Origin of the sequence: Cellulosimicrobium cellulans (genome assembly GCF_024124905.1) — a bacterium.
Classification (GTDB): domain Bacteria; phylum Actinomycetota; class Actinomycetes; order Actinomycetales; family Cellulomonadaceae; genus Cellulosimicrobium; species Cellulosimicrobium cellulans_G.
In genome coordinates this window covers 1-13072 of the sequence record NZ_JAMXST010000006.1, presented here as the reverse complement: position 1 = coordinate 13072, position 13072 = coordinate 1, and the positions used below count along the sequence as shown (strand labels likewise).

The following is a 13072-nucleotide window of genomic DNA, read 5'->3' as shown; positions in this document are numbered from 1 at the left end:
GTGGGGTGCCCGGGCGGGGAGCGTCGGTCATCGGAAGGGCACCGCCTCGGCGTCGAGGATCGTGGTGAACGCCTCCCAGGCCTCGGTGAACAGCTCCGGCCCGGAGAACCCGCCGAGGCTGTGGGCGTCGCTCAGGTGCGGCTCGAGCGAGAAGAACCCGTCGAAGCCGTCGTCGCGCAGGGCCCGCACGGTCTCCGGGACCTCACCGTCACCGCGCCCGGCGGGCACGACGGCGCCCGTCGCCGCGAGCGCGTCCTTCACCTGGACGTACTCCAGGTACGGGCGCAGCAGCGCGTAGCCGTCGGTGAAGGGCCGCACGCCCACCTGGACGAAGTTCGCCGAGTCCCACGCGAGCGCCAGGTGCGGCGAGCCCACCGACTCCACGACGTCCAGGCAGCGCTCGGGCACGTCCCCGTAGATGTCCTTCTCGTTCTCGTGGACCAGCACGACGCCGGCCGCGCGCGCCACCTCGGCGAGCGCCGCCATCCGGCGCAGGACGACGTCGCGCCACGACGCCGGGTCGGTCCCGGGGCGGACGAAGAACGAGAACACGCGCACGTACGGGGCCTCGAGCTCCTGTGCGACGCGGGCGGCGTGCCGCATCCGGTCGAGGTGGGGCTCGAAGTCCTCGTCGACGAAGATCTTGCCGACGGGAGACCCGATGCTGGAGACGCGGAGGTCGTGCGTGCGCAGGAGGCTTGCGACGCGCTCCCGCTGGTCGCCGTCGAGGTCGAGCACGTTCGTCCCCCACGCGCTGCGGAGCTCGACGAACCCCAGCCCGAGCTCGGAGGCGACGACGCACTGCGTCTTGACGTCGGGCGATATCTCGTCGGCGAAGCCCGAGAGCGTCCACATCGTGCCGCCCTCCCTTCTGCTCGTGGCTCCCGGGCGACGACGCGGCCGGCACCGTGCGGCCACCGGGGCGCAGCCTCCGGCCCGGGGAGGGGCTCGTGCGGAGGGCGGCGCGGGGCCGGTGAGGCGAGGACGCGGGGTCGTACGGGACGGTGGTCGAGGTCCTGCGCACGGAGCTCGTTCTCCGTGCGCCTGGCATGGACAGTAGGTGCGGGCCATGGCACGGACAACGAGTTGCCATTTGTTGCACCTGACAGCGCTGGACGAGCGACCGCGGCACCAGGCGCACCGGACCGCGGGTGCCGGGTCGTGCGCGGGCACGAGGCGCGCGGGAGGGCGTGGTTGCCGTCGGTTGCCACCGGTCGGCGTCGCCGGGCGACGCCCGGCGACGGTTCCGTGACGGGGCCGTCGACGGCTGCCCGGCCGCGTCGGCGCGGTCCGGGCAGGGCGCGCGGAGGGCGCGCCGGCGCGTCAGGTGCCGGGGTCCGCCGGAGTGCCGAGGTCGAGCGCGACGAGCCGGAAGCCCGCCGACCGGACGGCCCGCAGGACCTCCCCGCGCAAGGGCTCGGCCGCCACGACCGGCAGCTCCGTGTGGGGAGCCTCGACCCGGGCGAGGTCGCCGTGGTGGTGGACCCGCAGGTCCTCCAGGCCGAGGCGGCGCAGCTCGCTCTCGGCCGCCTCGACCTGGACGGCGGCCTCGCCGTCACGGGCGCGGTCGACGGCGAGGTCGACCGACGGCGCCTGATCGGTGCGGCTCATCGACGCCGTCCGGCGGGCACGACCGGGACGGCACCGGAGGGTCGAGGTCCAGGCCGCCGACGTGCCGCCGTCGGGCGCAGGGACGCGTTCGCACGCGAGATCACGGAGCCATTGGAGGATGCCGTTCGGGGCCCGTCAAGGAGTTGCCGTCGGTTGCCGTGGGTTGCCACGAGACCTGCGGTCGGGCGGCGCGAGGGGCGGCACGAGGCGGCCACGGCGTGCGTATCGGCTGGTCACGGGGCACGGCCGCGACACGAGGGTGACAACCGGTTGTTGTCCGGCGCTGTCACGCCCGTTACAGTCCGACCGCATGACCTCAGCCGGCAATGGTGCCAGCCCGACGATCTACGACGTCGCCCAGGCGGCCGGCGTCGCCCCCTCGACCGTGTCACGGACGTTCTCGCGTCCCGGCCGCGTCAACGCGCAGACCGCGGAGCGGATCCGCCAGGTCGCCAACGAGCTCGGGTACCGGACGAACCCGCTGGCCCGCGGCCTGCCGAGCGGCCGGACCTCGCTGCTCGCGATCGTCGTGGCCGACGTGACCAACCCCTTCTTCTTCGAGATCATCCGCGGCGCGGAGAAGACGGCCCGCGACGCCGGGTACACGCTGCTCATGGTCGACGCCCACGAGTCCGACGAGGCGGAGCGCCGCGCGCTCGACCGGACGCTGCCCCTCGTGGAAGGTCTGATCCTCGCGACCTCCCGGCTCTCGGACTCCTCGATCCGGGTCGCCGCGAAGCAGCGGCCCACCGTCGTCATGAACCGGCACATGACCGACGTCCCGAGCGTCCTGACGGACAACGCCCAGGGCATGCGCAGCGCCGTCGAGCACCTGGCCGGGCTCGGGCACACGAGCCTCGCCTACGTCGCGGGGCCCGAGGCGTCGTGGGCCGACGGGATGCGCTGGCGAGCGTTCCGCGAGGCGACACGCGAGACCGACGTGCAGGCGCGGCGGATCGGCCCGTTCGCGCCGACCCTCGCCGGCGGGCTCTCCGCGGCCAAGTCGCTCGTCAAGCACCCCGCCACGGCGGCCGTCGCGTACAACGACCTCATCGCGATCGGCGCGATGCGCGGCCTGCGCCGGCTCGGGGTCGAGGTGCCGCGCGACCTGAGCATCGTCGGGTTCGACAACATCTTCGGCTCGGACTTCTGCACCCCGCCGCTCACGACCGTCGCCGCACCGCTGCGCCACTTCGGGTCGTTCGCGGTCCAGCGGCTCCTGGCCCAGCTCCGCACGTCGCCCGCGCCGGCCGCCGGGCCCACGCTGCTCCCGGCGAAGCTCGTCGAGCGCGGCTCGACCGGCCGCCCGGCCTGACCGTACCCGCCCGCGGTGCGGCCGCCGCCGGGCCGGGCAACAAGTGGCAACTCGTTGCCCGGACGTCGTGCGCGCCCGGATAGTGACGGCACAGCGCACCGATGCGCGCCCTGTGCGCAGTCCGACGCACGGTCCTCGACGGAGAGGCAGGCTGATGGAACACCCCTCGACCGACGCACCACCCCCGCACGGCACGCCCCGGCCCCGCCGCAGAAGACGGCGTGCCCTCGTGGCCGCGCTCGCCGCCCTGGCCGTGCCGTCCGGCGTCCTCACGGCCCAGGCCGCGGTGCCGACCGCCGCACCCGCCGTGGCACCCGCCGCGACGCAGGCGGACATCCGCCCGCAGGAGCCCGGCGTGACCCTGCGCGTCTTCGACGTCCAGGTCATCCTCGACGACTACTGCACGCTCAAGCCCGGGCAGACGCCCAACGTCGACAAGATCATGCCGACCATCGACTGGACCACGGCGGCCGACTTCGGCCTCACGGACAAGTTCGTCACCGAGGTGACGGGGTACCTGAACGTCCCCGAGGCCGGCACGTACGACTTCCGGATCACGAACGACGACGGCGCGCGACTGCTGCTCGACGACGAGCTCGTCGTCGACCACCCGGGCCGTCACGGCGCGACGTCCAAGGAGGGGTCGATCCAGCTCGACGCGGGCTACCGCGCGCTGCGCATCGACCACTTCGACGGCGAGTTCGACCAGCGGCTCAAGCTCGAGTGGCGGCCGCCGGGCGCCTCGGGCTACGTGCTCGTCCCGAACTCCGTGCTGAGCACCGACGCCGACGTCACGCGCGTCACGTCGCCCGGCCGCAAGGAGTGCGAGGGCATCACCGAGGCACCGGGCGACGGCCTGCCGCTCACCGAGGTGCACCCCGACTACACGCTCACCGACCTGCGCCCCGAGGGCTTCCAGCCGCAGGTGACGGGCATGGACTGGCTGCCCGACGGCCGTCTGGCCATCTCCACGTGGGGCGGCGACCGGCTCACGCAGCGCGGCGAGGTCTACCTGATCGACCACGTCCAGGGCGACACCGGCGCGGACGACGTGACCTACACGAAGGTCGCCGAGGGCCTGACGGAGCCGATGGGCCTCAAGTACGTCGACGGCACGATCTACGTGTCCGAGAAGGACGGCCTCACGGCGCTCGTCGACACCGACGGCGACGAGGTCGCCGACGAGTACGACACGTTCGCGACCTGGCCGTTCGGCGGCAACTACCACGAGTTCGCGTTCGGTCTCCTCTACGAGGACGGCTACTTCTACGTCACCACCGGCATCGCCATGGTGCCGGGCGGCAACTCGCTCGACCCGCAGCTCGCGGAGAACCGCGGCTCGGTCATGAAGATCAGCAAGGAGACCGGCGAGGTCGAGTACGTCGCGGGCGGCCTGCGCACCCCGAACGGGCTGGGCTGGGGTACCGACGGCGCGATGTACGTCACCGACAACCAGGGCGTCCGCATCCCGACGTCCAAGCTGGTGCGCGTCGAGGAGGGCGCGTTCTACAACCACTTCACCAACCCCGACGGCCCCTACGACGACCAGCCCGTCACCGAGCCGGTCCTGTGGATGCCGCACAGCGAGATCTCGAACTCGCCGAGCAACCCGGTCGTGCTCACCGAGGGCGTGTTCGCCGGGCAGCTCGCGATCGGCGACGTGACGTACGGCGGCCTGCAGCGCGCCTACCTCGAGGACGTCGCGGGCCAGGAGCAGGGCGCCGTCTTCCGCATGACGCAGGGCCTCGAGTCGGGCGTCAGCCGGACGAGCGTCGGCCCCGACGGCGCGATCTACGTCGGCGGCATCGGCTGGTCGGGCAACTGGGGCCAGGCGGGCAAGCTCTCGTACGGGCTGCAGAAGCTCACGTACGACGGCAACGACGCGTTCGACATGCTCGCGATGCGCGCCGTCGAGGGCGGGTTCGAGATCGAGTACACGCAGCCGCTCTCCGAGGAGACGGCGCAGGACCTCGCGTCGAAGTACACCGCCGCGCAGTGGCGCTACGTCGCGACCCCGCAGTACGGCGGCCCGAAGGTCGACGAGGAGGACCTCGACGTCGCCTCCGCGACCGTGTCGGAGGACCGCAAGACCGTCACGCTCCAGATCGACGGGCTGAAGCCCGGGCGGGTCGTGAACGTCCACTCCCCGCGCCCCTTCGCGTCCGAGACCGGCCAGGAGCTGTGGAGCACCGAGGCCTGGTACACCCTCACCCGCCTGCCCGACGGCTCCGTCGCCCCGCCGGTCTACGAGGCCGAGGCCGCGGACATCAGCGGCGGCGCCGGGTGGAACAGCAACCACGCCGGCTACTCGGGCTCCGGGTTCGTCGACCGCAACTGGGAGCCGGGCGCCCAGACGACGTTCGCCGTCCGCACCGAGGAGGCCGGCCTGCACGACCTCGCGATCCGCTACGCCAACGGCCAGAACAGCGACCCCGCGCCGCTGCCGAGGAACCTGAGCCTCTACGTCAACGGCGAGAAGCTCAAGCAGGTCTGGTTCGACAGCACCGTGGCGTGGTCCACCTGGGCCACCCAGGTCGAGACCGTGCCGCTGCGCGCGGGCGCCAACACCATCACGATCCGGCACGACGACGACGACATCGGGCACGTCAACCTCGACAGCCTCACCGTCACCCCGACCGAGCGCATCACGCTGTTCGACGGCGACGACCTCGACCAGTGGGCGGCCGTCAACGGCGGCGGTCCCGCAACGTGGCCGATCGCCGACGGCTCCGTCGAGTCGTTCGGCGGCGACATCCGCACCCAGGAGAAGTTCGACGACTTCCGGATGCACGTCGAGTGGTACCAGCCCGAGCACGCGCCCGACGTCACGGGCCAGGCGCGCGGCAACAGCGGCGTCTACATCCAGGAGCGGTACGAGGTGCAGGTTCTCGAGTCCTTCGGCATCGACCCGCCGCGGAACGACCACGCCGGGGCGATCTACCTCCAGAGGGCTCCCGACGTGAACGCGGCGACGCCGATGGGCACGTGGCAGACGTACGACATCACGTTCCGCGGAGCCCGCTTCGGCCCCGACGGCACGAAGACCGAGGACGCGCGGCTCACGCTCGTGTGGAACGGGCAGGTCGTGCACGACGACGTCGCCGTCACCGGCAAGACCGGCAACGGCCGGGCGGAGGGACCGACGTCGGGGTACATCAAGCTCCAGGACCACGGCGACCCCGGCCTCAACCCCCGGTTCCGCAACATCTGGATCGAGCGCCTCTCCAGCGTCGAGGAGCCCGGCCAGGAGGAGGTCGCGATCACCGCGACCGCCGAGGTCCGGTGCCTCGCGGGCACGCCGTACGTCGCGGTCCGCGCGCTCAACGAGGACACCGTCCCGCTGGACGTCGTCCTCGACACGCCGTACGGGTCCAAGACGTTCACGGACGTCGCTCCCGGCAAGAACGCCTACCAGTCGTTCGCCGTCCGGGGCGTGGAGGACCCGACGGCCGGATCCGTGACCGTCACCGCCCGTCCGTCCGACACCTCCGACGAGCGGGAGACCGTCGCGACCCCGGAGCACGGCCAGCCGTCCTGCGGCTGACCGGCCCGCTCCGGTCCCGGGGCCGTCCCGCGCGCCACTCGGCGCGCGAGGCGGCCCCGTCTCGGTCGTGCGCCATGGAACCCCGGTGGCGCGCGAGATAGCGGCTCCCGTCGCGAGGTAGAGCCCGGCGAGCTCTACGCCGAGACCGGAGGCTCTATCTCGCGGGGGCGAGGGTCGTGGAGTCGCGCACCATGAGCTCGACGGGGAGGACGTCGTCGGGCGCCGTCGCGGGCTCCGGCGACCCGTCGGCGTCGGCGACGGCCCCGCGACGCGTGCCGAGCGCCGCGACCAGGCGGTCGACGGCGCGGGCACCGAGGCGCGCGAGGTCGGTGCGGACCGTGGTGAGCGGGGGCGACGCGAGGGTCGCGACGAACGTGTCGTCGAACCCGACGACGCTGAGGTCACGCGGCACGTCGACGCCGCGCTCCCGGAGTCGCGCGACGAGGCCGAGGGCGACGAGGTCGTTGTAGGCGAGGACCGCCGTCGCCCCCGACGCGACGACGAGGTCGGCGGCCGCACGACCGCCCTCGACACGGGGGCGGAACGACCCCACGGTGACGGTCTCGACGTCGGGGTAGCGCTCGCGGACGGCGTCGAGCCCGGCGCGGCGGCGCGCGTCGGACCACGACCGGTCGGGCCCGCCGACGTACGCGACGCGGCGGTGCCCGAGCGCCCGCAGGTGCTCGACGGCGAGGACGACGCCGTGCGCGTCGTCCGAGGAGACGGAGGGCACGCCGTCGTGCCGGAGGTTGACGAGGACGACGGGGACCCCCCGCGCGGCGTCCAGGTCGGCCTCGGCGGCGCGCGGAGAGCACAGCACGAGCCCGTCCGTCTGGGACCGCAGCCCGGTCACGAGCTCGGTCTCGAGCGCGGGGTCCTCCCCCGCGTCGACGACGAACACGGCGTGGCCCGTCTGGCGCGCCCGCGCCTGCACGCCCTTGGTCACAGACGCGAAGTACGGGTTCTCCAGGTCGGGCACGACGAGACCGAGGGCCCCGGTGCGACCGGCACGCAGCCCGCTCGCGGCGCGGTTGGGCCGGTACCCGAGGCGGTGGGCGACGGCGACGACGCGGTCGCGCGTCTCCGGGGCGACGCGCTCGGGCTCGGCGAGGGCGCGGGAGACCGTGGAGATCGACACCCCGCTCTCGCGGGCGACGTCACGGACGGTGACCACGGCTGCCTCCTCGGCGCTCGGGGCCCCGCGGGGAGACTCGGGGCTGCGAACGATTGTAGCGGCCCCGCGGCTTTCGCTCCGAGAGATCCCGTGGCGTACGATGCAAACGTTCGCAACGATGCCTCTGGAGGAACCCGTGACGAGCACGGCCCACCTGGACCCGACCACCGCGACGGCGCCGTGGTCCCTGCACCCCGACCGCGCGCTCCCCGCCGACCCCGTGCTCCGACCGCTCGCCCGCGAGGTCTACGCGGCGACGCGTGACCTCCCGATCGTCTCCATGCACGGGCACGTCGACGCCGCGCTGCTCGCCGACGACACCCCGTTCGGCGACCCTGCCGCGCTGTTCGTCACGCCCGACCACTACCTCGTGCGCATGCTCGTCGCGCAGAGCACGTCGCCGCACGGCGCGCCGGGCGTGCGCGGCGTCCAGGACCTCGGCGTCGCGCCCGTGCCCGGCGCTCCCGACGGCACCGCGCCCGCCGAGACGGACCCGCGCGAGATCTGGCGCCGGTTCTGCGCGGGCTGGCACCTGTTCCGCGGCACCCCGACGCGCTACTGGACCGAGCACGCGCTCGTCGAGGTCTTCGGCGCCCCGGTGCGCCCGTCGGCACAGACCGCCGACGCGCTCTACGACCACCTGGTCGACCGCCTCGCGCGACCCGAGTTCCGACCGCGCGCGCTCTTCGAGCAGTTCGGCCTCGAGCTCCTCGCGACGACCGACCCCGCGCAGTCCCCGCTCGCCGACCACGCGCGCCTCGCCGCGGACGGTTGGGGCGAGCGCGTCGTGCCGACGTTCCGCCCCGACCCGCTCCTGCACGTCGACCGCGCCGACTGGGCCGCCCAGGTGGCCGAGCTCGGCGCGGCCGCGGGGACGGACGTCGTCGACTACCGGTCCTACCTCGACGCGCTCCGGGCGCGCCGCGCCGCGTTCGTCGCGGCCGGCGCCCGCGCGACCGACCACGGCCACCGCACCGCGGACACCACGCCCCTCGACGACGCCGACGCCGCCCGTGTCCTCGACCGCGCGCTGCGCGGCGAGGCCACCGCGGCCGAGGCGCGGGCGTTCTCGGCGCACATGCTCTTCCAGATGGCTGCGATGTCGGCCGAGGACGGCCTCGTGATGCAGCTCCACCCCGGCGTCCTGCGCGACCACTGCGCCGGCGTCGTGCAGGCGTACGGTCCCGACAGGGGCTACGACATCCCCGAGCGCACCGAGTACGTCCGCGCGCTGCGTCCGGTCCTCGAGGCGTTCGGCCACCACCCGGGCTTCCGGATGATCGCGTTCACCGTCGACGAGGACACGTTCTCGCGCGAGCTCGCCCCGCTCGCGGGGGTCTACCCGGCGCTGCGGCTCGGCGCCCCGTGGTGGTTCCTCGACACCCCCGACGGCATGCGCCGCTTCCGCGAGGCGGCGACCGACACCGCGGGCTTCTACAACACGAGCGGGTTCGTCGACGACACGCGCGCGTTCTGCTCCATCCCCGCCCGCCACGACCTCGCACGCCGGATCGACGCCGGCCACCTCGCCCGCCTCGTCGCCGAGCACCGCCTCGACCTCGACGAGGCGATCGACACCGCCGTCGACCTCGCCTACCACCTCCCGAAGGCCTCCTACCCCCCGCTGGGCGGGTGAGCCCGTCGCCGAACCGCACCCCCGCGAGATCGACCCGTCCGCCTTCAGATCGACCTCCCGAGGGTCGATCTCGGACGCTCGGGTCGATCTCGCGCCCAGCGCCCGCCGCAGTCCGCTCCCCAGAACTCGTCCGCGTGAGGTGTCGATCTCGGCGACGGTCGTTCGTCGTCCTGGTGAGCGGCCGCACGGGCCGCACGACCGAGGAGGCACGATGACCTTTCTGGAGACGATCCTCGCCGCGAACCGGGAGCAGCCGCCGGACCTCGCGCGCTACCGTGACGGACGGCGCGGCGTGGGCGACGGGATCGACGCCGCCGACGTGGTGCTCTACGGGCCGACGGCGCTCCGCCGGCCCGCGACGACGAGGGCGGAGGACCTGTGATGCGTTACCTCATGCTCGTGCTCAGCACGCCGCACGACCCCGACCTGCGCCCCGAGGAGGCTGCGGCTGCACCCCCGATCGAGGAGTGGGTCGGGCGCCACTACGGCAGCGGCGCCGCGGTGCTGGGCGACCGGCTGCGGCCCGTGGAGGACGCCGTCGGCGTCCGGGTGCGCGGCGGCAAGGTCCTCGTCACCGACGGGCCGTTCTCCGAGACCAAGGAGACGATCGCCGGGTTCGACGTCCTCGAGGCGCCCGACCTGGACTCGGCGATCGCCATCGCGTCCGAGCACCCCATGGCGTACGGCGGGGCGATCGCGCTGCACCCTGCGTGGCCGCTGGACCTCGACGGCTCCTGACCTGCCGGTCGTGACGGACCCGCGCCGCGCCGTCGAGGACGCGTTCCGCACCGAGTGGGGACGCGTCCTCGGCGCGGTCGCGCGCAGCACGGGCGACCTCGACCTCGCCGAGGAGTCCGCGCAGGAGGCGTTCGCGACCGCGCTGCGCACCTGGGACCGCGACGGCGTCCCCGAGCGGCCCGGCGCCTGGCTCACGACGACGGCCCGCCGGCACGCGATCGACGTCCTGCGCCGGCGACGGGTCGAGGCGGAGCGCGTTGCCGCCGCGGGCCGCCTGGGCGAGCGTGTCGACGCCGGGTCCCGGAACGGTGGCCCGGACCCCGTCGTCGAGCAGGTCGCCCTCGGCCTCGACGACGACGCGTGGGACCTGGACGACCCCGACGGCGACCTCCTCCGGCTGCTGTTCACGTGCTGCCACCCGGCGCTGCCCGCCGAGGCTCGCGTCGCCCTGACCTTGCGGTCGCTGACCGGCATGACGACCGCCCAGGTCGCGCGCGCCTTCCTCGTCCCCGAGGCGACGATGGCGCAGCGCCTCGTCCGGGCCAAGCGCCGCATCCACGCGACCGGGATGACCTTCCGGGTGCCGCCCGCCGAGTTCCGGGCGGAGCGCGTCGACGGCGTCCTCTCCGTCCTGTACGTGCTCTTCACGGAGGGGTACGACGCCTGGGCGGAGCCCTCCGACGTGGTCGAGGGATCGGCCGAACGGCGTGCTCTCGCCGACGTCGCCGTCCGGCTCGCGCGCCTGGCCGCACGGCTGCTCGACGACGAGCCGGAGGCCCGCGGGCTGCTCGCCCTCCTGCTGCTCCAGCACGCCCGCCGGGACGAGCGCGTCGGCCCCGACGGCTCGACGCGCACCCTCGCGGAGCAGGACCGCGCGCGCTGGCGGCACGACGAGATCGCCGAGGGCGTGGCCGGGCTCGAGGCGGCGCTCGCCGTCGGGCGGCCCGGGGCGTACCAGGTGCAGGCCGCCGTCGCGGCGCTGCACGACGAGGCCCCCGACGCCGAGGCGACCGACTGGCCGCAGATCCTGGGCCTGTACGACGTGCTGCTCGACCTCACCGGTTCGCCGGTCGTCGCGCTCAACCGCGCGGTCGCCGTCGCCGAGGTGCACGGCGCGGAGGCCGGCCTCGCGGCGATCGACGCCGTCGCCGCCGAGCCCGCGCTCGCGGGGTACCACCTGCTGCCCGCGGTCCGCGCGGAGCTGCTCGAGCGCGCCGGCCGACCCGCGGAGGCCGCCGTCGACCTGCGTCGCGCCCTCGCGCTCGTCGACCGCGAGGGCGACCGCCGCCTCCTGGAGCGCCGCCTGGCCGGGCTCGCCGAGGCGATGCGAGATCGACCCGAGCGTCCGAGATCGGCCCTCTGAGGGTCGACGTCGCGACGCTCGGGTCGACCGGGCCGCGCTACGAGGCTCCGCAGGGGGCGAGCCGCTTCCAGCGAGCCAGAAGCCGGTGCTCCGTCCCAGCATGTAAAACGGTATCGATAACGATTGCCATCCCGCCGCCGTGTGACTAGCGTCACGTGCGCACGTTGTTCGCGCTGGTGGGCCAACGGTGGTCCACCCGGGAGGAAGAGGATCGACGATGACCCGAGCACTACCCTTGCGCAGCACGAACGGCAGGAGGTCGGCCGCCCTGGCCGCGCTCGTTGCCGTGCTCATCACCACCGGCGTCGGCGCGGGCTCCGCGCAGGCTGCCGGCTCCACCCTCGAGGCGGCGGCCGCCGAGTCCGGCCGCTACTTCGGCACCGCCCTCGCGGCGGGCAGGCTGTCCGACTCGACGTACTCGACCATCGCGAACCGCGAGTTCGACACGATCACGGCCGAGAACGAGATGAAGATGGACGCGACGGAGCCGTCGCAGAACCAGTTCAACTATTCCCAGGGCGACCAGATCGTCAACTGGGCCACGAGCCGGGGGAAGCAGGTCCGCGGGCACGCCCTCGCCTGGCACTCGCAGCAGCCGGGCTGGATGCAGAACATGTCCGGCTCCGCGCTCCGCCAGGCGATGCTCAACCACGTGACGCAGGTCGCGACGCACTACCGCGGCAAGATCTACGCGTGGGACGTCGTGAACGAGGCGTTCGCCGACGGCAGCTCGGGCGCGCGTCGCGACTCGAACCTGCAGCGCACCGGCAACGACTGGATCGAGGCGGCGTTCCGCGCGGCCCGCGCCGCCGACCCCGGCGCCAAGCTCTGCTACAACGACTACAACACCGACAACTGGAGCCACGCGAAGACCCAGGCCGTGTACAACATGGTCCGCGACTTCAAGGCGCGGGGGGTGCCGATCGACTGCGTCGGCTTCCAGGCCCACTTCAACTCGGGCAACCCGGTGCCGAGCAACTACCACACCACCCTCCAGAACTTCGCCGACCTCGGCGTCGACGTGCAGATCACCGAGCTCGACATCGAGGGCTCCGGCTCGTCGCAGGCGGAGCAGTACCGCGGCGTCGTCCAGGCGTGCATGGCCGTGTCGCGCTGCACCGGCATCACCGTCTGGGGCGTGCGGGACACCGACTCGTGGCGCGCGTCCGGCACCCCGCTGCTGTTCGACGGCAACGGGAACAAGAAGGCCGCCTACACCGCCGTGCTCGACCAGCTCAACAGCGGCGGCGGGACGCCCGGCGGCCCGGGGGAGAACCCGGGCGGCTCCTGCACCGTGACCGTGACGCGGGGCGACTCCTGGGGCGACCGCTTCAACACCACGTTCCAGGTCTCCGGCGCGTCCGACTGGACCGTGACCATCCGCACCGGCTCCGGCCAGAGCCTGCAGAACTCCTGGAACGCGGCCGTCTCCGGCACGAGCGGCACCCTCACCGCGACACCGAACGGGAACGGCGACGCCTTCGGCATCACGCTGTACTCGAACGGCAACACCACGCTCCCGACGGCCACGTGCTCGTCGGGCTCGGGAGGCGGCGGCGAGACGTGCACCGTGACCGTGACGCGGGGCGACTCCTGGGGCGACCGCTTCAACACCACGTTCCAGGTCTCCGGCGCGTCCGACTGGACCGTGACCATCCGCACCGGCTCCGGCCAGAGCCTGCAGAACTCCT

At 73.7% G+C, this 13072-nt stretch carries 10 protein-coding genes; 7 read left to right on the top strand and 3 right to left on the bottom strand.

The window, feature by feature from the left end:
* Positions 1-27: 27 nt before the first annotated feature.
* Entirely contained in the window at positions 28-855 is an 828-nt protein-coding gene (locus NHH00_RS18200) for a sugar phosphate isomerase/epimerase family protein (RefSeq protein WP_253054964.1), read from the bottom strand.
* A gap of 468 nt (positions 856-1323) precedes the next feature.
* Complete coding sequence (locus tag NHH00_RS18195) at positions 1324-1611, bottom strand: hypothetical protein (RefSeq protein WP_253054963.1); 288 nt, start codon at positions 1609-1611, stop codon at positions 1324-1326.
* 310 nt (positions 1612-1921) lie between these two features.
* Between NHH00_RS18195 and NHH00_RS18190 the strand changes: the two genes are divergently transcribed.
* Together NHH00_RS18190 and NHH00_RS18185 are read left to right on the top strand one after the other, a co-directional pair.
* Entirely contained in the window at positions 1922-2926 is a 1005-nt protein-coding gene (locus NHH00_RS18190) for a LacI family DNA-binding transcriptional regulator (RefSeq protein ID WP_253054962.1), read from the top strand.
* Between the two features lie 154 nt (positions 2927-3080).
* Entirely contained in the window at positions 3081-6470 is a 3390-nt protein-coding gene (locus NHH00_RS18185) for a family 16 glycoside hydrolase (protein ID WP_253054961.1), read from the top strand.
* A 154-nt stretch (positions 6471-6624) separates the two neighbouring features.
* On the opposite strand, the gene NHH00_RS18180 is transcribed toward NHH00_RS18185, so the two are convergent.
* Positions 6625-7644: a LacI family DNA-binding transcriptional regulator gene (locus NHH00_RS18180; RefSeq protein ID WP_253054960.1), complete on the bottom strand. Its 1020-nt coding sequence runs from the start codon at positions 7642-7644 to the stop codon at positions 6625-6627.
* Between the two features lie 136 nt (positions 7645-7780).
* Between NHH00_RS18180 and uxaC the strand changes: the two genes are divergently transcribed.
* The 5 genes from uxaC to NHH00_RS18155 all read left to right on the top strand — a co-directional run.
* Positions 7781-9280, top strand: coding sequence for a glucuronate isomerase (uxaC, locus tag NHH00_RS18175; protein WP_253054959.1), 1500 nt, complete (start codon positions 7781-7783; stop codon positions 9278-9280).
* A gap of 211 nt (positions 9281-9491) precedes the next feature.
* Positions 9492-9662 carry a hypothetical protein gene (locus NHH00_RS18170; protein ID WP_253054958.1) on the top strand — a complete coding sequence of 57 codons (171 nt, stop codon included), beginning with the start codon at positions 9492-9494 and terminating at the stop codon, positions 9660-9662.
* The gene (locus NHH00_RS18165) at positions 9662-10018 is read left to right on the top strand and encodes a YciI family protein (RefSeq protein WP_253054956.1); all 357 of its coding nucleotides are present in this window, start codon (positions 9662-9664) and stop codon (positions 10016-10018) included. The genes NHH00_RS18170 and NHH00_RS18165 overlap by 1 nt, the downstream gene beginning before the upstream one ends.
* Before the next feature lie 10 nt (positions 10019-10028).
* Positions 10029-11381 carry an RNA polymerase sigma factor gene (locus tag NHH00_RS18160; protein WP_253054954.1) on the top strand — a complete coding sequence of 451 codons (1353 nt, stop codon included), beginning with the start codon at positions 10029-10031 and terminating at the stop codon, positions 11379-11381.
* Positions 11382-11598: 217 nt separating this feature from the next.
* Positions 11599-13072: endo-1,4-beta-xylanase (locus NHH00_RS18155; protein WP_253054952.1), on the top strand; the 1474-nt coding region annotated here is incomplete at its 3' end.

Coding starts and splice junctions, on each gene's coding strand:
- NHH00_RS18200 (WP_253054964.1), bottom strand. CDS start 855: ATGTGGACGCTCTCGGGCTTCGCCGACGAGATATCGCCCGACGTCAAG.
- NHH00_RS18190 (WP_253054962.1), top strand. CDS start 1,922: ATGACCTCAGCCGGCAATGGTGCCAGCCCGACGATCTACGACGTCGCC.
- NHH00_RS18170 (WP_253054958.1), top strand. CDS start 9,492: ATGACCTTTCTGGAGACGATCCTCGCCGCGAACCGGGAGCAGCCGCCG.
- NHH00_RS18165 (WP_253054956.1), top strand. CDS start 9,662: ATGCGTTACCTCATGCTCGTGCTCAGCACGCCGCACGACCCCGACCTG.
- NHH00_RS18195 (WP_253054963.1), bottom strand. CDS start 1,611: ATGAGCCGCACCGATCAGGCGCCGTCGGTCGACCTCGCCGTCGACCGC.
- NHH00_RS18185 (WP_253054961.1), top strand. CDS start 3,081: ATGGAACACCCCTCGACCGACGCACCACCCCCGCACGGCACGCCCCGG.